The organism is Paenibacillus sp. LjRoot153 (assembly GCF_964253085.1).
Lineage (GTDB): Bacteria > Bacillota > Bacilli > Paenibacillales > NBRC-103111 > Paenibacillus_E.
On sequence record NZ_CAXUQH020000001.1, the window covers coordinates 3,320,518 to 3,341,568 of the forward strand.

Here is a 21,051-nt window from a genome sequence, read left to right on the forward strand (position 1 = left end):
TTACTCTCCCGCTAATCTCACTTCTCCAACCCCACAGTTAATCAAATAGTTGCCCACACGGGGCAGATTTGAGATAATGCTCATAGTGAAATTAGATGAATGGGAGTGACATCCGTGGACAAGCAGCAACAAACGAAACAAACTTTAGCCTTTATTGGATCTTATGCCGAAGCGAAGAATCCGGGGGTTTATACGGCACAATTTGATGCAGAAACAGGTAGCTTAGCGCTTACCCATAACGTAACGGGTCTCCAAAATCCAACCTTTCTAGCTGTCGATGCAGCAAATTGGCGATTATACGCACTAGGTGAAGGTGTTGGTGCGGAAGGTCAGAAATGTGGAGCAGCTAGTGCCTACACCATCCAGCCAGCAACGGGTGAATTAACACTACTTAATCAGGAAAACACGCTGCCTGCGACAACATGCCACATTCAGCTAGACAACATGAATCAAGTCGTAATGGTTACGAGCTATCATGGTGGTATGGTTGGCTTATCTCCAATTATAGCCGATGGCCTGATTGGGACTTCCGCGGACATTCAGCAGCATCATGGTGCGAGCCTACTTCCCGTACAGGATCGGCCGCGAGCGCATTCCGTTTTCGTTGATCGTGCGAATCGTTTCATAGGTGCATGTGATTTAGGCCTTGATAAAATTATTCTATACAAACTCGATCTTGCCGCTAAGCGTCTCATTCCACATGGCGAAGTGTCTGTCACGCCTGGGTCGGGGCCGCGCCATTTTGCCTTCCACCCATCCTATAAGTACGGGTATGTGATTAATGAGCTCGGTTCCACGGTTACAGCATTCAGCTATGATGAAGAACACGGTAAACTAACAGAAATCCAAACGATTCCAACCCTGCCAGCCTCCTACGATGGCGAAAATGGGTGCGCAGACATCCACGTCTCACCTGACGGACGCTACCTTTATGGTTCCAACCGCGGACACGATAGCATCGTAGTTTATGCCATTGACAAGCAAACAGGAAAGCTCTCTGTCGTGGAACATGCACCAACCCTTGGGAAGCACCCACGAAATTTTGGGATTTCGCCTGATGGACGTTTTGTCCTAGTCGCGAATAAAGATTCCGACAATATCGTTAGCTTTGCGCGCGATGAGACGACTGGGAAACTAGTCCCAACTGGCAGTGTACTTGAGATGTCTCAGCCTGTATGCATCAAGTTCCTTCCGGTACAATGACACCTTTTACGGAGAGAGTTCTCGAAGTCATCCGATCCATTCCCGAAGGAAAAGTGATGACGTATGGCCAAATCGCGCGGCAAGCCGGGAGTCCAAGAGCAGCTCGGCAAGTTGTGCGAATTCTGCATGCCATGAGCAAAAAGTTTCGTCTCCCCTGGCACAGAGTCCTCAATGTTCGTGGAGAAATCGTGATCCAAGATGATGAGGGTGCGCAGCTGCAGCGGTTTTTGCTAGAATCTGAAGGCGTCCATGTTTCAGAAGATCAAACGGTTTCTCTAGCAGACTATCAACTTCGTACCGAAATGGAATGAAACGCAATTTTCTTCTGGTATGATGCCACTTTAAACTAGTATACTATTATCAAATAAAATGAAATGGGTCGTGAAGCACACGCCGTTTTTATCATGGTTACTGAGGAGTAAGTCCTTTCAGTGATCGTGGTGGAAGCGGCGTTTTGTTTATGCCCAAATGAGGAGAGAATGAATATCGCTATTTGGATTTTGCCTATATGCCGGGGATGCTAGGGCTGCAATTGAAATCCAAGGTTACAGTTCACATGTACGAGATCTCGAAATATGGCGATTTAAGGGAACGAAGATGTCTTATTCTTACTGAAATGTATAAATCCTGGTGTAATGACTTAAATAGCGCATCTACGTTCCTTTTATGCCAGAAATCGGCCCAAAATGCTCGATTAGTGCACCCACGTTCCCCTTCACGAGAGTGAGGGGAGTCGTGGTGGAAGTAGATAGCTGGTGGATGGTAGGGTTTAGCACGTTAAAGTGACTAAGGTTTAGCTCAGCTAGTGGATGTGAGAGGTTGCAATGCACGGGAAAATTCTATATCCCTCCTGAAAGCGTTTGCGATACAATGTGAGCATGGGGGTGCACCGTTCATGAAGACCATATTGTACAAACTTACGCTAAAGAAGCGCATGTGGGTGTCGTTCGTTCTGCTGATTGCCATCTCGATCGCGGCGACTGGGGGACTGTCTTATTATATAAGTGCGCGTGTCATCGAGCGGAATACGTTTCAATTAAGCCAGGATAACTTGAACACATCCGCTCGTGTGCTGGATGAGAAAGCGAAGCAAATTCTTGTTTCGGTGCTGAATATTATGATCTCCCAGCCGTTTGTCCAAATGTCGAAGGATTCGGCTGCCGGCAAGAAGGATGGCTACTACGGGCATATGACGGCGATGAACTCGGCGTTCACGCAGGCGAAGCTGGCAGAGCCGTCAATAGAGTCGATATTTATCGCGACGCCGATTGGGGAATTTTATTCTGCTAGCTACTATCGGAATCAAGGATACTCCTTCTATGACTCGCCGCTGTACGAGAAAGCGCAATCGACCAAAGAGCCCTTCTGGGTCGAAGGGCATGAAGATCTTCTTTTTCAAGGGAAAGATCGTGTCATCTCATTAGTTATGAAATCCATTAGTGAGAGCCCGAACATGTATTTCGTTGTGAATTTGAACGAGAAGGCGATCCAAGGCATGCTGTCCGACCGGCACACAGAGCAGGAAGATCAGAATTTATTTCTGGTAAATCGGAACGCCGATAGTGTTCTGCTAAACCAACCAAACCTGCCCAAAAGCTATGACAAAACATTCCTAGAGGAACACATCGGGACGAGCTCAAGGGGGCATTTCGAGGTCGGCATAGCAGCGCAATACGATCTAGTCAACTACGCGACTTTACAATTCAATCCGGACTGGCTGCTGCTCAGCGTCCAATCGAGATCAGATCTACTCAAGGATTTGAGCTGGATTCAATGGGCGACCGGCATCATTATGCTCGTCTGCATCATTATGGCGGTACTGGTGTCGAATGTGCTTTCGGCGATTTTGCTGAAGCCGCTGTATCATCTGCAAATGCTGATGAGTAAGGTAGGACGCAATGATCTGTCTGTTCGATTCCAGAGCCATTATCAAGATGAGGTCAGTCAGGTAGGCCATAAATTTAACAGCATGCTGCTGGAAATCAATGAACTCATCGACGAAGTGAAGGACGCTGAACGAGAGAAACGCAAGTCCGAAGCCAAGGCGTTGCAGGCACAGATCTCACCGCATTTTTTATATAACACACTCAATACGATCATTTGGAAAATGGAAACGGACGAATTGGACAACTCCAAGTCGATGGTCATCGCCTTATCACAGCTCTTTCAATTAGGCCTCAATCATGGCGAAGAATGGACGACGGTCGAGAAAGAACTACTTCATGTGCGGCAGTATTTGACGATACAACAGCTTTGCTATGAGGAGCTTTTTGACTTTGAAATTGTAGTAAGCAGTGATACCAGCCTAGCACTGCCCATTATGAAAATCATGCTCCAACCCTTGGTTGAGAATAGTTTGCTTCACGGGTTTGAGCATATGGAATCTGGCGGTAAGATTCGTATCGAACTTACATCCGATCATCAACAACTGCATATTGTTGTTGAAGATAACGGTTCCGGCATGGATGCAGATAAGCTGCAACTGAGCCTGAATCATCCTAACACAGAGAAGAAAGGCTATGCGCTTCGGAATGTCTTCAACCGCTTGCTACTGTACTATGGCGGCGAGGCAACGATGGTTCTCTCGAGTGAGCCTTTTGAAGCGACAAAGGTGTATATAACGATACCGATTAAGGGGGAAGTCTTACATGAATAGGGCTGATATAACACTTTGTGTCATTGATGATATAAGAAGTGTCGTTCGAGGGATCGCTGATTTGATCCAAATCGACATACATGGTGTGCAAGTAGTAGGGACAGCAGGCAATGGAGAGGACGGCTTGCAGATGGTCTTAGATCTCAGGCCAGATATCGTCTTAACGGATATTCGGATGCCGCGAATGGATGGTTTGGAGATGACGAAAGCGATCACAGCGGTGATGCCCAATTGCAAAGTAATCCTACTCAGCGGCTATACGGATTTCGAATATGCGCAGCAAGCGCTTCGTCTAGGTGCGTTCGATTTTATAGCGAAGCCGTTCTTGAAAACGGCGATTGAAGCGGTTGTGCAGAAAGCGAAAGAGCAAATTGAGCTGGATCGTGTCCATTTTGCCAAACAAAGCGAAATGGAACGCCAAATTAAGGAAAGCATGCCGCTGCTGCGTCAAGAATATTTGCATCTGTTGCTGCGTTACAACGCCAATGAATCCAGACTGAAGGAGCGTTGGGACTATTTGAAGCTCGATCTAAATCGGGAGCGCCTCATCATTATGTGCATTGAAATCGATGGCTTTGCGAAGCAAGTGGATACCCATGGCATTCATGACGTTGAACTGGCCCGGTTTGCGGTAAAAAACATCCTCGAAGAAACACTCGTTTCTGTCACGAAATCCATTGTATTCCGGGAGCAATTGAGCGGCTTCATTTGTCTGCTGAATGTGCCAACTCACATGGATATCGTTACGCTGGCTGAACAGTGTCGCGAGCATATGCTGAACTACTCACGCTACACGATCTCTATCGGTGTCGGACTTGAGGCCAGAACGATTCACGAGCTGCCCCAATCTTATCAGCAGGCAACGGAAGCCTTGTCCCACAATTTCTATACAGGCGGGAATAGTGTTTTCTACTATGAAGATATTCAACATCATGCTGTTACACGTTCTAGACATAGTGCCGAGCAAGAAAAAGAGTTGTTCAATTACTTGCGCATGGGCAATAAAGAGAGAGCACTGCCTCTTCTGCAGAGCATTGTACATAGCTATTCGGGGGTACAACCTAGCGATGTGATGAATGTGTGCTATGAGCTAGGGCTGCTTATGAATCGCATTTTCGCTGAGAAAATTACGATGCCAAGTGGGATGGACGAACTGACAGCGAAGCTGGATCTTCTGAAAAAGGGGGAGCGCTTGACGCTGCGTGAGTTAAATGAATTACTCGATCAATTGGTTTCAGCAGGTTGCGACGCTTTGCAGAAGCAGCGTGAGCTGGAAGCGGATTCGGTCATCGCCCAGGCGATTCACTATATGAGAGAGAATTTGGACAAGAATGTAACGGTCACTGATTTAGCGAAGCATGTGTATTTGAGCGGCAGTTATTTTGCGAATCTGTTCAAAAAGGTGACAGGGACGACGCTCATCAACTACATGAACGGACTGCGAATCGAGAAGGCAAAGGAGATGCTCCTTGATGATAAGCAGGTGCAAGAAGTTGCGATTCATTTGGGTTACGAGGATCGTTCTTACTTCACAGACGTGTTCAAGAGACATGTCGGGATGACACCGACGGAGTTCAAGCAAATCTATAAACCGTCCTAATACAATCATATTTTCCTAGTGAATAGTGGTTTTACCCTCCTCACAGCTAGAGTGAATTCGCTTACACTTTAGAAGTAAACACATGGGAAAAGAAAAGGGAGGCCAACCATTTATGCGTAAGAAACCGTTTCATCTCGCTGCATCCGCAGCTCTGCTAGTCACCTTATCTGCTTGCGGGAGCAGCCATACAGCGGATACATCTGCAAGCCCTGCAGCAACAGCTGCAGCAACAGCAGCGGCAAGTTCCGCAGCGCCAGCAGCAGCAGCCGGCCCCAAAACAAAGCTAACTTACTGGACGAACGACCGTGGTGCATCGGATCATATCAAAGCGGAGATCGCGAAGTATAATGCCGAGAATAAGGACAATATCGAAGTAGAAGTCACGATCATGGCTGACAACTATGAGCAATCTTTGGATGTTGCTTTCGCTAGTAATCAAGCACCGGACATTATTAAGACATCAGGCTCTAATTTTGCCCCGTTCATCAAGAAAGGCTACTTAGAACCATTAGATACCTACATGACCCCTGAATTCAAAAACCGTTTCAAGAACCTCATCATCGACGACGGGAACCGTGTGGATAATAAAATTTACTCTTTGCCGAACTATGGTATCACTTGGCGCCTTATCTATAACGTCGATCTTTTCCAAAAAGCGGGTATTACTGCACCGCCGAAAACGATCAATGAAATGGTCGAAACAGCCAAGAAGCTTACCGTTGCTGGGAAGGATATTGGTGCTTATGGCTTCGCAGGTAACTTCAAAAATAACGGAGGCTTTGGCCGTTCCGCTTCACCGATTGTCGCGCTGAGCACAGGGATCCTGGATGGCTTTAACTTCAAAACAGGCAAGTTCGACTTCGCTAGTCAAATCCCAATGCTCGAGGCTCTGCGCAAAATGAAGCAGGATGGCAGTATGATTCCTGGTTTTGAACTACTTGATATCGACCCGCTCCGTGCACAATTTGCGGAAGGTAAAATCGGCATGTACATCAACCATGCGAGTGAACCGGGTGTATACAAGAACCAATTCCCAGCGAAAATCAAATGGAGTGCGGCGCCGCTTCCTACGGTAGATGGCACAATCAATGGCGCTTCGCCTTTCTCGAATGCGACGGTTTGGCTCGCGATGAGTGCGAAATCGGCGAACAAAGCGAAAGCGTGGAAATTCATCGAAACGATGTACGGACCGGAAGTGTTGAAAACATACCAAGAAGATAGCGTAGGGATCTCCGCTGTTCCGGACGTTCTGGCCGTTGCGAAGAAACCAGGTTTCGCTAATATGGACTTGTTCCTACCTAACAAATATGACGCTCTGTTCCCAGTTGTCCCAGCGGTGACTCCGGAAGGTAAGAATTTGGGCGATGAAGCCTTGAGATACATCCTAGAGGGCGGCGATGTGAATAAAATAACGACAGATCTGTCGACACGCTATAACACCGCTTTGGATAAAGCTAGGCAAACGGGTACGACGAAAAATCAACCAATTCCTGACTTTGATGCGAAAAATCTGCAAGGCAGTTTAGTTAAATAAGATCACGCTAGAAGAGGAGGCTATCCGCTTGAAACCGTGTGTTTGAAGCGGGTAGCGCTTTTTCTCAAGCAGAAAGGAGCCTTGCAATGATGAAACGAAAGCATGCGCTTGCCCCTTATATCCTTACATTTCCGAGTCTTTTTCTGACCTTGGTGCTTAGTATTTACCCGTTAGGGTGGGCCATGCGCTATATGTTCTACAGCTATCCTGGTTATGGTGCTAAAACGTTCAATGGCTTAGATAATTTCAGAAGACTGTATGAGGATGACACTTATTGGCAATCTGTTATCAATACCTTGGTGTATGCTGGGGGCAAAATCATTCTAACCTTACCCATCGCCTTAGTGCTCGCCGTGATTCTTAGTGGGGCATTGCGTGGACGTCATCTGTTTCGTGCCATTTATTTTCTACCAACGGTCATTAGTACAGCTGTTATGTCCGTCGTCTTCTACGTCATTTTCAATTCGTATAACGGAATTCTTAATCAATATCTTGTGAAATACGGGATTATCCATTCGAATATCGATTGGCTGGGAACGAAGTTCGCCATGCTCACGATGATCATCATCGCCATTTGGGGTGCCATCGGGAATTACATGTTGCTGTTCCTCGCCGGATTGCAAAATATACCGCAGGACGTGTACGAAAGTGCCGCAATTGACGGGGCAAATGGTTGGAAGAAATTTATTTACATCACTGTCCCTATGTTAGGCCCTGTGCTGCAAATGATCGTACTACTCGCCATAACAGCAGCCTTAAAAGGCTATGAGAGCATCATGGTGTTGACCGAAGGCGGGCCCATTGGGAAAACAGAAGTCATGTATCTCTACGTGTATAAGCTCTTCTTCCCCGTATCGTCGGCCGGCGGTGCTGTACAGCAACAAATCGGTTACGGGAGTGCAGTTGGTTTCGTATCCGCGCTGATTGTAGGCGTTGTAACGTTAGGTTACTTCTACTTATCTAAACGCTTGAATCAGATTAACGAATAGGAGATGAGGCATATATGCAGACGGTTCCAACTCGTATAACGAATAACAAAACAACCTCGCTACCCTCCTATATCTCACTGATAATTGCGAAACTAGCAGGTAAGCTCATTCTCTGGGTATTTCTGATTCTAATTGTGGTGTTCACCTTATTTCCGGTCATCATGGCTGTGCTTGGTTCTTTCAAAACGAATGCAGAAGTAACTACAGGCGCGACGTTCTGGCCATCCGTCTGGCAGTTCTCCAATTACGTGAAAGCGTGGAAGGGGGCGAATTTCGCTCATTTTACAATGAATAGCTTGTTCGTCAGCATTGCAACCACAATAGGCAGTCTACTTGTAGCTTCGTTAGCTGCTTATGCGGTGGATCGACAGGAGTTTACAGGTAAAAAAGTCTATGTGGCGCTGCTCGCGTCCACGATGTTCATCTCGATCGGCGCTGTTGTACTGCGCCCGCAATTCGAATTGATGGTGCATTTGAATCTGCACAAGTCCTTATGGGGCGTTGTGATCATTCTGATTAGTGGTCATGCAGCAACGTTCTTTACGTTGATTGGTTTCTTCAAAGGAATTCCGCGTGATCTAGATGAAGCTGCGAAAATTGATGGCTGCAGTGTGTATGGTATTTACTGGCGGATTATCCTGCCGTTATTAGCGCCTGGGCTTGGCGTTGCTGGGTTGTTCGTGTTTCGAAACGCATGGAACGAATACATTCTGCCGTTGGTATTCACGATGACGAAGCCAGCGCTTCAAACGTTGACCGTAGGGCTAGCCAGCCTGCGCTATGGCACTTCAGCCGCTGCGGAGACGCACATTATGCTCGCTGGCGCCTGTATGTCGATTTTGCCGATACTCGTCGTGTATATCCTTGCCAACAAATCGTTCATTAGTGTCACAGCGGGTTCGGTCAAAGGTTAATACGAATGAGTGAAGGAGAATATGATGCAATTTTATCTGACCAATGCGGAGCTGTGTGAAGCGGCTGGGACGTTTAAAGCGTATTTTCCTCTACGTGTGGAACAAATTTTGGAGCAAGCTGACCATTCCTGTGGGGGACAGTTCAAGCTTCCCTATACGATGGCTGCAGGAGAGTGGATCGATCACGGTTTGAGTCCTGATTGGTTGTACAATCCTACGGAGGACCTGGAGTATACATGGATTCTCAATCGACATTGGCATCTGCGCGACTTGGGAATTGCGTATTTATTAACAGGTGATGAACGGTATGTGGAGGCTTATAAGCGGCATATCACGAGTTGGATCGAGCAGAATCCCAAGCCAACCTCGCTAACATACGAGAAGATGGTGTATTTCCAACGGCCTGGTCCATGGCGATTACTCGAAGTGGGATTGCGTGTGCAATCTTGGGTCTGGGGATATATGTTGATGAGCCATAGTGCGCTGTTGGATGGTGATTTTGAAAGAAAGTGGCGAGACAGCTTGGCCGAACAGGCGACGTTTCTGTCGAGGTATCTGGGAGAAACCTCGATCAATCATGCCACCATGCATATGCAAGGGTTGTTCATGGTTGGCACGTTCCTTGCTGATCATGCGGAGGCGCCATATTGGCGCCAGCTTGCCCAAGAGCGGCTTATGCTTTGTCTGCACGATCAGATTCGTGCGGATGGGATTCAAAATGAGCTGACACCGCATTATCATACGGCCAGCTTGGATATGTTTGGAACGCCGTTTCTACTGGCGAAGCAGACGGGGCATCCTTTTCCTAACAGCTATCTGGAAAAGCTGAAATCGATGGTGGCTTTTAGCGTAGCGACGATTCGGCCAGATGGTAAGGCTGTCGCGCTATCCGATTCGGATAGCGGTGCGCATGTGCGAGCGAAAGTCGGTTTTATAGGCGCAATTTGTGAGGATGAAGCCATCTGCCAGCAAGGCGAGATCAGTGAGGATATGCTCTGGCTGTTAGGAAGCGAGAAGTTCGTGTATTGGACGGAGCGGATGGGAGGAACGGAGAAGGAAATTCGGTCAACCGTAGCCTTCCCCGATTCGGGATATTATGTGATGCAAGATGCGCAGCAGTATGTGTTCTTTGACGCAGCACCGCTGGGCGGGGCACATGGTCATGCGGATGCGCTGCATTTTGAATGGATGCATAGTGGACGTTTGATATATGGAGATTCAGGCCGATACACGTATCAAGAGGGAGAATGGCGGCGGTATTTCAAAGGAACTTGCGCGCATAACACGATCACGGTCGATGGTCAGGATCAAACACCGTACCTATCGACGCAGCAATGGGGAGAGCCGGAAGCGACTGTTGAGCTACATCGCTGGTTGTCTTGCGAGGTTTATGATTTCATTGATGCATCGCATCATGGTTATGCGCGTTTGAGTGAGCCGGTTACGCATCGGAGATGGCTTCTGATGGGGAAGGAGTTACCGTTCCTCCTTGTCGTGGATTGGTTGGAAGGTGTAGGCATGCATGATATCGAGCAGAATTTTCATTTGTCCAATGAAGCTAGGGTTGCGGATCGGGGTCGTAGGGTTGATAAGGTCTTGGAAGCGGCAATTTCATTCGAGGAGGAGCAAGATAAGATAGCGGGTTGTCGGATGTACTGGGCTGGGAGTGCAGGGGCTCAGGCGTCTCTTTCGACGAAAGAGGGGTGGAGATCAGTTCATTATGGCATGAAGCAAGCGATCCCTGTCATAGCGTACCGTCAATCTTTTACACAAAAAACGGTAATCGCAACGTTATGTTTGCCTGATTGTGAGACGAATGAGAGTGAGGCGTGGCAGTTGAAGCTTTTGAAGGTGAATGAGGTTGAAGGTCGTGTGAACATTCAGATTCAGTTAACCCAATCCGTCGAGTGTCGTGTGGCGATAATGGTGGATGAACAGGATGTGTCTATCCAAGCGAATTGAGAAATAAGAGGCTGCGAATGAGAGGAGGGGATTGATAGGGGAAGATGTATAAGCGCTTACCATTAGTTGTGGATCACTCATTTGAAGGAGGACGTTAGATGCGAATACCGTGGAGTTTAGGCAAAATGAATCTAAGGATCGTCTTGTTGTTATTCACTTCGTTAGTGATAAGTACACTGTTTTCAGTGACAAACAACGCACAGGCAGATACGAGTCGGGAGCAGGTTTCATTGAATGGTGTGTGGGACTTTTATCCGAATGCGGAGCGACCCGTTATGATATTACGGTTCCTTCTTATTGGGATTCACCTGCTGGCTTCGGGTACCCAACATCATGGAATACACTGAATTATGGCGTATATAAACGGAATTTCACTGTGCCCTCATCAATGACAGGGAAGGAAATTTTCCTTGACCTCGAGAATATCGGCCCGCTGTCCAAAGTGTTCGTTAACGGCACACAACTTGCGACAGAAACAGACGGTTACTTGATGACGAGACTGCCGTATAAGCTGGATATCACACCTCTGGCTATTGTTGGGGGGACGAATACGTTAGAAGTACGTGTGTGGGGTTACTATGCGCTGCCAGCCGATGCCAAGGATGCAAGTGGAAAATCCCTATATCCTATTGGTGTGGACAATCAGAGTTGGGGGCAAGGTCGCGGGATCAACGATGACGTAGCGTTAGTGGCTTATCCCAAAGTATTTGTTTCAGATACATTCGTCATCACCGATTTGAAAAATAACACGTCACCTTTCGACGACGAAATGACGGTGAAAACGACGGTGACGAACGCGACAGCGATCAGCCAAACGGTCACTGTGAAGAATAGTGCGCAGCTCGTTGGCGGAGGAACAGAGATGACTTTCTCTGACCAGACCGTGACTGTGGCGGCCAACAGTTCACAAACAGTAACATGGTCAGCAGTTTCCTGGACGAATTCGAAGTATTGGTGGACACACGATCCTAAGCTTTATTATTTGAACACGAGTCTTACTCAAAGTGCAGTTACAATCGACAGTTTGGCAACGCGGTTTGGATTTAGACAGTTTGCCGTAAATACGAATTACTATCAGCTGAATGGCATCAAAACGAACCTCCGCGGAGATGCGCTGCAGTTCAACTGGGCAACAGGGAGCGCACATGGCGCAGCGAACAGCTCATCGCAATCGTATGCGAATGCGAGCATTGCAGAGGTTAAACAAACCATGGATGAATGGAAAACCACCTACAACGTTGCGCGAACGCACATTCACGGAGGGATCAAGCAAGTATACGACTATGCGGATGAAATCGGCTTACTTCTCATTGATGAGACGCCTTACTGGCAGTATCACAGTGTGCATAGTTATACAACTGATGCGATGGATCACATAACGAAATGGGTTAAACAATGGGTGAATGCGAGGAAGAATCATGCAAGTATTGTGATCTGGAGCGGTGGAAATGAAAATTGGAGTTCAACGAGCAGCAATACGACAATTCTACATCCAACTATTGCAGCGGCAATCACATCGATTGATACATCGAAACCAATTATTCAGGATGACTTTACAACGGCAGATCAAGAGAATCATCACTATACGGGCGGTTACCAAATAGGCTGGTTGAACAATAGCACGATGTATGGACTGTACACGAATAATAGTACGAAGCCGAAAGGCGAGGGGGAAGCCTACACACCTTCGGGTGGATGGCCGACGCTCAATGCGAATGGAACGTATAATTCAACGTTAGCCAAGGATATATGGAACGATAATCTCGTTTCACAGGCGGTTTGGCATCGTGCGGCAGATCGGATGACCAGAGCGATGAGGTATGCGGGTTTTGCGGATATTCGCTATTATGCGAATTGGATCTATGCCTATGAAGTGACGGAGGATACGTTGTATCCGACATGGTCGAATAAGACGGCACCAGGATTAAAGCCGGTCGCGATTGATCGACCTGTGTTTAACGCGTATGATCCAGCGAAACCAACTTTTATCAAGTCAGATTCGTATGAGTACACCCATAATACGTACTCACCTGTTGCTGCTTTTGATAAGGATGGGGATAAGAATAATTTGATCGGGGCTTCACCTCTTATATTTTCGGGAGGTACGGCTACAACTCGAACAATTATTGTGTATAACGATGAGCAGCAGGACGGAACGAGTGTGGATGTGAATTGGGAAGCGGGATATTTGAATCCTGTGAATGGCACTTACACGAGTTTCCAAACGGGTACATTTAATGTCTCGGTGCCGTATGGCAACAAAGTGGAGCAAGCGATTTCGTTTACGCCGCCTACAGGTGTCTCTGCACAATGGCTGCAATTGAAATTAACGGCGAAAAAGGGAACGATTACGAAGTTCCAAGAAACGAATCAACTTGGTGCATTGGGGAGCGTTCCAGCAGCGAAGATTGATGTCCCCGCAAGCATCAACGTTGGCGTTAAGAATGTGACGAACAGCTCTCAAAAGCATAAATTGAAGATCGTCAATAAAGGCGGCAGTTTGAGCACGAATTGGACGGCTAGCGGTCAAGGGGATTGGCTTGCGCTTACACAATCCTCAGGGAATTTGCGAGGGGAGCGGGAGATCTATTTTACAATTAATACGTTCGGTTTGTCACCAAATTCAAATTACTCCAAGACCTTAACGTTCAGTGAAGCAGGCGGTACGTCGGATACGGTTACGATTAGTTTCCAAACAGACGACACTCCTGGCATGACGAGCACCGATTCGATCGTACTTCTGAGTGATGACTTCGAGTCTGGTACAGCAGCAGGGTGGTCGACAACAAGTGGAACGTGGGGCGTCGTTACGGATGGCACGAAGGTATATAACCAATTGAATACAACGATTGGTGGAGCTACTGCTTTTATCGGTGATAGTACTTGGCAGCATTATGCGGTGTCTACAAAACTCAAAGTGGATGCGTTCGATGCGGGGAATTATGCTGGAGTTGGCGTAGCGGCTCGGTACGTGGATAGCAGCAATTACTATACCTTTATGTATTATAAGCTGACGAATATGTTGAAAATTACCAAGATTTCCGCTGGCGTTGCTTCGGATGTCGTTACGACACCTTTTACATTCAACATAGGCACTTGGTATGACTTCAAAGCTGTCGTGAACGGGTCCACTCTAGAGCTATGGGTGAATGGGACGAAGCAGCTAACCGGGACGGATACGACGATCACTGCAGGGAAAATCGGAATGTACGCACACCGAGCAAATGCCAAATTTGATAATGTAAGCGTGGCACCCGTTTTCGGCGATGATTATGAGTCGGGTTCAGCCTCAAGCTGGGCAATAACAGGTGGCACCTGGAGCGTTGTTACCGATGGGACGAAGGTGTATAACCAGTCGAACAATGCAGCTGCCAATATCAACGCGTATTCCGGATTGAGCACTTGGCAGAACTATACGGTTGCGGCAAAAGTCAAAGCTGACAGCTTCGATGCCAACAATCAAGCTGGTATTGGTCTCGTTGCACGTCGCGTGGATGCGAACAATTACTATACCTTCATGTACTATAAGTCCACGAATAGTCTGAAGATCCTGAAAGTCGTCGGAGGTACGACTACCGATCTCGTCACCGTGCCTTTCACGTTCACCTTAGGAACTTGGTATGACTTCAAAGCTGTGGTGAATGGCAGCACGCTAGAGTTCTGGGTGAACGGAATTAAACTGCTGACGACGACAGATACGAGTTTCACCTCGGGACAACTTGGACTTTACTCGCATCGGGCGAACAGCAAATATGATAATGTGAGTATTTACTAAAAGTAGCTAGGAGAGCCGCTTCTTCCCTTTTGCGGGGTAGGAGGGGCTCTTTTTCGCCCAAAAATCTGAAAACATCACGCAAAGAGTTACAAAGTTTCCAAACCGAGAATAGACTACTGTAATACAAGGCCATACGGACAGGAGGCATGTTATGAGTGACAGAACCCTTTATCTATTCGATGGCATCAATAAGACCTCTGTGAAACCGATTGTCGAGCAAATTATGAAAATTAATCAATATGATGATGACAAAGACAAGAAGGAAAAGGACTTTAAACGCGTGCCCATCGACCTGATCATCAACAGTAACGGAGGCAGTGTATACGATGGCTTTGGTCTTATTAATGTGATCGAGAACAGTAAAACACCCATTCACACCTATGTTTACGGACTAGCGGCTAGTATGAGTCTGCTGATCGCAGTCAGCGGGCACAAAAGGCATGCAGGACGACTGAGTACCTTCATGTATCACTCCGTTTCCACGCATATTGATGGTCATTTGGAGCATTTGAAAAATCGTGTGGATGAAACGCAGAGGCTGCAAAACATCTATGATGAATGCATTTTGTCCAAAACGAATCTTCAAGCGGAAGAGCTGGCTCGTGTGAAGGAACATCAACGGAACTGGTACATGAGTCCAGAAGAGGCGTTAGCCTTTGGCATAATTGATAGTATTGTATAGGCAAAGTGGGAGAGAAGCCCAAGGGATTCTCTTTTTTCTTTGTTTTTTCCGGGCATTTGGTGTTTAATTGAGAGAAAGAGACATGGGGCGGCAACTGCTGCTTCCGAATGCAAAGGAGAACCCTACTGTGTACAAAATTGTATTTTTTGATATTGATGGCACGTTAATTAATGAGGACAAGCAGGTGCCTGAAAGCACCGTTAAGGCGATTCACCAACTGAAAAAGAGCGGGATCGAACCCGTTATCGCAACAGGACGAGCACCTTATTTTATCAAGCCACTGGCGGAGCTGCTTGGCATTGATTCCTACGTATGCTTAAATGGCGGATATGCGGTCTACAAAGGTGAGCCACTTTACCACCGCGTAATTGCCAAAAGCGCGATCGAAGCTTTGGTCGAGCTGGCAGCAACACACGAGCATTCTCTCGTATTCGAAGGCGAGCATGCGTTTGCAACGGATGCACAGGATCACCCTTTTGTACATAACTCCGTATCCTCGTTGAAGGTTGATTTACCAAGCTACGATCCGCATTTCTGGAAATCGAACGATATTTATCAAATTTTCCTCCACTGTGAAGCGAAAGATGAGCATTTGTATGAAGGGCTGCTTTCGGAGTTTAAGCTCATTCGTTGGCATGAACATGCCATGGATGTCCTGCCTGCTGGCGGATCCAAGGCACAAGGCATCGCCGCAATGCTGGAGTTGGTAGGCTTGAAGCCGGAAGATGCGGTTGCATTCGGTGACGGTTTGAATGATATGGAAATGCTTTCCTATGTCGGCTTCGGCATCGCAATGGGTAATTCGCATAAAGATTTATTGCCATACGCTGATCATGTGACCACACATGTGGATGAAGAAGGAGTAAGGAACGGACTTATCACAGCAGGACTACTTTAAAAACTGGACTTTTTGAACACGTATTTTATGACAGAACGATAATAAATAGGGTGAATAGGATGAAAATAGCTTTTTTTGATTCAGGTTTAGGTGGAATCACGGTTCTGAACGAAGCCATGAAGCGAATGCCTCAGGAAGATTTTGTTTATTTTGCAGATACCGCGCATGTTCCGTATGGTGTTAAATCGAAAGATGAGGTTCTAACCTTCGTCAAGCAATCCGTTGATACCATTATTCAAGAAGATATTAAGGCGCTTGTCATCGCTTGTAATACAGCAACGAGTATCGCGATTGCAGAGTTACGGAGAATCCACCAGATCCCTATCATTGGGATGGAGCCTGCTGTGAAACCAGCTGTAGAGATGAATCGTTCATCAGGCAAAAGAGTACTCGTATTCGCCACGCAGCTTACACTTCAGGAGGCGAAATACAGAGAACTCGTATCCCGCATCGATGATATGGGGATGGTTGATTCCGTACCGCTTCCGGAGTTGGTCCAATTTTGTGAAAATCTCATTATGGATGGTCCGCAGATCGTGGATTATTTTAAGGCCAAATTGGCTCCATTTGATCTAAGTACATTTGGAACGGTTGTACTCGGCTGTACACATTATCCTTTTTATAATGGGATTTTGAGTCAGATCCTACCGAATCACATTCAAATTGTAGATGGAAGTAAAGGGACTGTGAATCACTTAATGCAGGTGTTGCAGGATAGCGACCAGCTGCTAGGTACGGGGGATGGACATGTGAAATGGATGTGTTCGAGCTTAGATGACGCCTATATACAGAAGATGGAAAAGGCGTTTGCGTTCCTCCAAGCTGTCCAATAAAAGAAAGCAGTTCATAACTAGAGCTTCTAGTTACGAACTGCTTTTCTTTATTTAGCGCTTAAATTCGAATCTCAAGCAACTCATAGCTTATGATGCCCATTGGTGCGTTCACACTAATGACATCGCCTACCGACTTATTCATGAGGGAGATGCCAAGCGGACTTTCATACGAAATTTTATTTTCGTTGACATTGGCTTCTTGAGAACCAACGATTTTGTACTCGATTTTTTCGGCGAATTCAACGTCATTCAATACGACAGTGGAACCAACTTGCACTTTGGATGTACCTGTGTTCTTCACAACTTTGGCCTTCTTGAGCATCCGTTCAATCGTGAGGACGCGTGTTTCCATGAAAGACTGGTCATTCTTGGCAGAATGATATTCGCTGTTCTCTTTTAGGTCACCGTATGAGATCGCTAATTTGATACGTTCTGCTAATTCTTTACGCTTCACTGTTTTCAAATCTTCAAGTTCTAGCTCTAAACTGCGTAAACCCTTAGGGGTCAATATGATTTCATCATTGGACAAAAGTCTAGCACCTCGTTTCATTCGATATTAGCTATACTACTAAAGTCCTTGAAACAAGTAAAGCAATCGGCAGGAGGAATTATTTGTGATGTCCTGAATTAAGACGATTTATGCTGCATGGATTTGCGAATGGCCGACCCAAACATCTTAAGGATTGTTTTTCTCGGAAGGATCCGTGCGAGTAGTGCAGTGAAGGCATTATTGCCTCCATCAAGGACGAAAGATGAACGTTTGCCAAGTGCTTTCAGTGCTGTGTCAACGACTTGTTCAGGTGTCCGCTTGCTCTTCGTTTCAACTTCCTTGGCGCTATCGAAGAACTTCGTATCTGTAGGACCTGGACACAACGCTAGAAATTGGATCCCCTTGTGGCGATATTCTTCCCATAAGGATTCAGTAAAAGAAAGGATGAAAGCTTTGGTTGCACTGTACACGGAGCAATACGGGAACGGGAAGAAGGCTAATAAGGAGGCTAAATTGATAACGGCTCCTTCTCCTTTTTGAACCATGGCAGGCAAATAGAAATGTGTTAGATCCACAACAGCGGCAATGTTTAAAGTGATCTGTTGTTGATATTTGTCAGTGGAATGAGCTAGAAACTCGCCACTTAAACCAAAGCCAGCATTGTTAATGAGCAGTCCAACATGCCTGCCAAGCTGCTCAGTTTGTTTGTACACTTCAGCAGCAGCATTCACGCTTGTTAAGTCAATAGCGATTACATCCACTTCAATAGCGTATGTATGGGACAGTTCGTTGGCTAGCTCGTCTAATTTAGCTTTGGACCGGGCTACAAGAATGAGTGGATGTCCTTTAGCAGCCAATTTACGAGCAAAGGCTTCACCTATCCCTGAGGATGCACCAGTGATTAATACAGTTGCTGACATATGAAGATTCCTCCCGCAATTTTATAATATTACCAAATAAAGGTGAGAATACCTTTTAATTAATAGACAACAATTTCTCCAGCTACTATACTAACATAACGTGGTAGCGATATCTGCGCTATTCGACAAAATGCATCATAAATTTTTTTTGCATAGACTTGTAATGTCTAGCATACAAAATGGGAAAGTGTGACAACTTCATGAGAGTAAACAGAAGAATTATTTATATCACTTTTATTATTGTAATTTTGTTATTAATTACGAACAATAGCTCCTATTATTGGTATGCGAAATCCCTGTTGACGCAGGCAATGTCAGAACAGATGGCAACGACTGCGAATCAAATCCGAACGTCGATTGAGCAGTCGGAAGCGGGAGCTTTCTTCGTAGAGGATCTGATTGGGGAACAATTGCGATCTGCAGCTATATTGGCCAAAGGTAAACTGGATCCAGATATCGAGAAGGTGACGAATGAACAGCTAGCTACACTTGCAGCAGAAGCAGGTGTCGATGGATTTTCGCTTATGAAGCGCAGCGGCATCGGTGATGATATCATGGTTGGTAAATCCTCTGATCCCAATGAACTTACGCTCACAAGCACAATTACGTTTGGGTATTGGTTTACTGCTTTTGACCAATTGATGAAAAATCACAATGTTACGATACCTGAAGGGCAAAAACTTCCTAATTTCTGGGCGGGGATTTATGAAGTACCTGCTTCGGGCACAAGCGATGTGAGTAAATTTGGTTATTATTACGATGGGGAAACGAATTATATCATTTGTGTATTTGTGAATGTAGATAAAATTAAGAAGTTCAAGGATATTATTGGCGCAGATACGATTGTCAAAAAAACACTAACGTCCAATCCGGATATTATAGAAATTTCCGGATTAAACGGGATCACATTCGGTACGAAGCCGAAGGAATATACGAGACCGAATGGTATTATGTATGTTTCCATTTATGACCGTCCTGTGCTATTTGGTACGCATAACATCATCCATGTGAATGATTTTACGAATTTCAAACGAGCCATTCAGGACGAAAAGCCAGTAAGTGTGGTTGAAAGCTACGAAGGAAAGCCGATTCTTAAGACATTTGTGTATGTGCCAATTAAAGAGAAAATAACGGATGTTCAGCGAGAAATTCCTTATGTGATAGCCATTGTTTCGGACTACCAGTCCATACAAAAGACGTTAAATGACCAACTAATTCGTGTTGCTCTGATCATTGTTCTGTTTACCGTATTCAGTTGTATTCTTGTATTTCTGGTATTCCGATTCATTACGAAGTCACGTGAAACAGCTGTTCAGTCCACACAAGAGATGTATATTCAAAATGTAGACCTTATGTTTGCAACGATACGTAGTCAACGACATGATTTCCTAAATCATGTTCAAACCCTATATGCCTTATTGACAAACGGGGAAAAAGAGGATCAACTGCGCTATATGGAGGAATTAATTGAGGAAATTAATGAAGTCAATGATATTATTCGAATTGGTCAGCCAGCTATCGCTGCATTGATTCAATCGAAAATAACGCTTGCGATGCGAACTAAAGTTTCTTTTAGCTATGAATTCACAGGTCTGGATGGGTTGTCTCTTGGTGTGAAATCGGTCGATCTCGTGAAAATTATCGGTAATCTCATTGATAATGCATTTGATGAGGCGAATAAATTCCCAGTAGAAGAGCGAGAAGTTTCTGTAAAAGGCTGGAAGGAATCGAACGATGTGAAGATTTCCGTGAAGAATCGGGTGAATCCAACTTTTAATCTGGAAGATGACACGGATTTGTTCGCAATCGGCTATAGCACTAAGTCAGAAGGTGGACATCAAGGGCTCGGCCTGCCGGTTGTTAAGGAACGCGTTGAGTATTATCGGGGAACGATAGAAGTTAAACTGGAGGAAGGCTTTATTTGTTTTGAACTATCGATACCTATGCAATAGTAGATATGAAGAAAAATCGCTATTTGGTCAGCCAAATCAGCGATTTTTTTGTTTCATTTTGTAAGTGAATAAGGCAGATATGGCAACACATAGTTCCAAAATGGAAGTACAAGACAGGCAACGAGTAGAAACCAACGAAATACAGTTTCACTCGGGGAGCCCGTATCGATTGCAATCCATTTGGGGAGCAGTCGGATTTTGAACGGGATTGGCCAGAAGAGCTGGACACCACGATCATTGAGAAGGTCGATTAACGGATGTGAAGCATACGCTAGGATGAATACCCAAAAATATAAAGGGGGCAGAGGTAAGCTAATCATCAAGATAAGCGCCATGAAAAGCAAGGAATGCGTCAATGTTCGATGTTTGATTTTCAAAACATGAAGCAGTGCAGATAAAGGGAAGAGAACCTTGGCCATGGTGGAACCTGGTTTATCTACATCGGCTAGGGTACCCGCTAAGCAACCGAGTAATAGAGAACCTGCGGCATCCCATGTGAAGAAGCTGATGTCGCCATGAATGAGTACGATTTCGGCTGCAATCATTCCAGCGACACTATGTGTTTTTTGTAGCATAATTAGCGCCTTCCTATCTATGAGTTCATATAACTTTATACTATTCGATTTATACATGGAAATTAAGG

General features: G+C 45.8%; 16 protein-coding genes. 13 read left to right on the forward strand and 3 right to left on the reverse strand.

What is annotated here, in order from left to right; genetic code table 11:
- Positions 1-114: 114 nt before the first annotated feature.
- From ACSQ8P_RS13800 to murI, 12 genes are all read left to right on the forward strand, one after another.
- Positions 115-1,203: a lactonase family protein gene (locus tag ACSQ8P_RS13800; protein ID WP_436235722.1), complete on the forward strand. Its 1,089-nt coding sequence runs from the start codon at positions 115-117 to the stop codon at positions 1,201-1,203.
- On the forward strand, positions 1,200-1,514 hold the full coding sequence (locus ACSQ8P_RS13805) for an MGMT family protein (RefSeq protein WP_436239522.1): 315 nt from the start codon (positions 1,200-1,202) through the stop codon (positions 1,512-1,514). Before ACSQ8P_RS13800 ends, ACSQ8P_RS13805 begins: the two co-directional genes overlap by 4 nt.
- Before the next feature lie 584 nt (positions 1,515-2,098).
- Positions 2,099-3,859, forward strand: a complete 1,761-nt coding sequence (locus tag ACSQ8P_RS13810) for a sensor histidine kinase (protein WP_436235723.1) — start codon at positions 2,099-2,101, stop codon at positions 3,857-3,859.
- Positions 3,852-5,459, forward strand: coding sequence for a response regulator (locus ACSQ8P_RS13815; protein ID WP_436235724.1), 1,608 nt, complete (start codon positions 3,852-3,854; stop codon positions 5,457-5,459). The genes ACSQ8P_RS13810 and ACSQ8P_RS13815 overlap by 8 nt, the downstream gene beginning before the upstream one ends.
- Positions 5,460-5,571: 112 nt before the next feature.
- Positions 5,572-6,993, forward strand: coding sequence for an ABC transporter substrate-binding protein (locus ACSQ8P_RS13820; RefSeq protein WP_436235725.1), 1,422 nt, complete (start codon positions 5,572-5,574; stop codon positions 6,991-6,993).
- 86 nt (positions 6,994-7,079) lie between these two features.
- The gene (locus ACSQ8P_RS13825) at positions 7,080-7,982 is read left to right on the forward strand and encodes a carbohydrate ABC transporter permease (RefSeq protein WP_436235726.1); all 903 of its coding nucleotides are present in this window, start codon (positions 7,080-7,082) and stop codon (positions 7,980-7,982) included.
- Positions 7,983-7,996: 14 nt separating this feature from the next.
- Positions 7,997-8,896, forward strand: a complete 900-nt coding sequence (locus ACSQ8P_RS13830) for a carbohydrate ABC transporter permease (protein WP_436235727.1) — start codon at positions 7,997-7,999, stop codon at positions 8,894-8,896.
- Positions 8,897-8,917: 21 nt separating this feature from the next.
- Positions 8,918-10,858: an alginate lyase family protein gene (locus tag ACSQ8P_RS13835; protein ID WP_436235728.1), complete on the forward strand. Its 1,941-nt coding sequence runs from the start codon at positions 8,918-8,920 to the stop codon at positions 10,856-10,858.
- A gap of 109 nt (positions 10,859-10,967) precedes the next feature.
- On the forward strand, positions 10,968-14,633 hold the full coding sequence (locus tag ACSQ8P_RS13840; protein WP_436235729.1) for a family 16 glycoside hydrolase: 3,666 nt from the start codon (positions 10,968-10,970) through the stop codon (positions 14,631-14,633).
- 151 nt (positions 14,634-14,784) lie between these two features.
- Positions 14,785-15,315, forward strand: a complete 531-nt coding sequence (locus ACSQ8P_RS13845) for an ATP-dependent Clp protease proteolytic subunit (RefSeq protein ID WP_436235730.1) — start codon at positions 14,785-14,787, stop codon at positions 15,313-15,315.
- 82 nt (positions 15,316-15,397) lie between these two features.
- The gene (locus ACSQ8P_RS13850) at positions 15,398-16,213 is read left to right on the forward strand and encodes a Cof-type HAD-IIB family hydrolase (RefSeq protein WP_436235731.1); all 816 of its coding nucleotides are present in this window, start codon (positions 15,398-15,400) and stop codon (positions 16,211-16,213) included.
- Between the two features lie 59 nt (positions 16,214-16,272).
- Positions 16,273-17,046, forward strand: a complete 774-nt coding sequence (gene murI, locus ACSQ8P_RS13855) for a glutamate racemase (protein ID WP_436235732.1) — start codon at positions 16,273-16,275, stop codon at positions 17,044-17,046.
- A gap of 58 nt (positions 17,047-17,104) precedes the next feature.
- Here the strand turns inward: murI and greA are convergent, their stop codons facing one another.
- Together greA and ACSQ8P_RS13865 are read right to left on the reverse strand one after the other, a co-directional pair.
- Complete coding sequence (gene greA, locus ACSQ8P_RS13860; protein ID WP_436235733.1) at positions 17,105-17,575, reverse strand: transcription elongation factor GreA; 471 nt, start codon at positions 17,573-17,575, stop codon at positions 17,105-17,107.
- Between the two features lie 98 nt (positions 17,576-17,673).
- Entirely contained in the window at positions 17,674-18,456 is a 783-nt protein-coding gene (locus ACSQ8P_RS13865; protein ID WP_436235734.1) for an SDR family NAD(P)-dependent oxidoreductase, read from the reverse strand.
- Between the two features lie 200 nt (positions 18,457-18,656).
- On the opposite strand from ACSQ8P_RS13865, the gene ACSQ8P_RS13870 reads away from it, so the two are divergent.
- Positions 18,657-20,408: a sensor histidine kinase gene (locus ACSQ8P_RS13870; protein ID WP_436235735.1), complete on the forward strand. Its 1,752-nt coding sequence runs from the start codon at positions 18,657-18,659 to the stop codon at positions 20,406-20,408.
- Between the two features lie 53 nt (positions 20,409-20,461).
- On the opposite strand, the gene ACSQ8P_RS13875 is transcribed toward ACSQ8P_RS13870, so the two are convergent.
- Positions 20,462-20,983 (reverse strand): metal-dependent hydrolase, encoded by a 522-nt coding sequence (locus tag ACSQ8P_RS13875; RefSeq protein WP_436235736.1) that lies wholly within the window; start codon positions 20,981-20,983, stop codon positions 20,462-20,464.
- Positions 20,984-21,051 lie beyond the last annotated feature (68 nt).

Bases quoted from the DNA above. Each gene is read 5' to 3' on its own strand.
- ACSQ8P_RS13805 (WP_436239522.1), top strand. From the start codon at position 1,200: ATGACACCTTTTACGGAGAGAGTTCTCGAAGTCATCCGATCCATTCCC.
- ACSQ8P_RS13810 (WP_436235723.1), top strand. From the start codon at position 2,099: ATGAAGACCATATTGTACAAACTTACGCTAAAGAAGCGCATGTGGGTG.
- ACSQ8P_RS13815 (WP_436235724.1), top strand. From the start codon at position 3,852: ATGAATAGGGCTGATATAACACTTTGTGTCATTGATGATATAAGAAGT.
- ACSQ8P_RS13820 (WP_436235725.1), top strand. From the start codon at position 5,572: ATGCGTAAGAAACCGTTTCATCTCGCTGCATCCGCAGCTCTGCTAGTC.
- ACSQ8P_RS13825 (WP_436235726.1), top strand. From the start codon at position 7,080: ATGATGAAACGAAAGCATGCGCTTGCCCCTTATATCCTTACATTTCCG.
- ACSQ8P_RS13830 (WP_436235727.1), top strand. From the start codon at position 7,997: ATGCAGACGGTTCCAACTCGTATAACGAATAACAAAACAACCTCGCTA.
- ACSQ8P_RS13835 (WP_436235728.1), top strand. From the start codon at position 8,918: ATGATGCAATTTTATCTGACCAATGCGGAGCTGTGTGAAGCGGCTGGG.
- ACSQ8P_RS13845 (WP_436235730.1), top strand. From the start codon at position 14,785: ATGAGTGACAGAACCCTTTATCTATTCGATGGCATCAATAAGACCTCT.
- ACSQ8P_RS13850 (WP_436235731.1), top strand. From the start codon at position 15,398: ATGGGGCGGCAACTGCTGCTTCCGAATGCAAAGGAGAACCCTACTGTG.
- murI (WP_436235732.1), top strand. From the start codon at position 16,273: ATGAAAATAGCTTTTTTTGATTCAGGTTTAGGTGGAATCACGGTTCTG.
- ACSQ8P_RS13865 (WP_436235734.1), bottom strand. From the start codon at position 18,456: ATGTCAGCAACTGTATTAATCACTGGTGCATCCTCAGGGATAGGTGAA.
- ACSQ8P_RS13870 (WP_436235735.1), top strand. From the start codon at position 18,657: ATGAGAGTAAACAGAAGAATTATTTATATCACTTTTATTATTGTAATT.
- ACSQ8P_RS13875 (WP_436235736.1), bottom strand. From the start codon at position 20,983: ATGCTACAAAAAACACATAGTGTCGCTGGAATGATTGCAGCCGAAATC.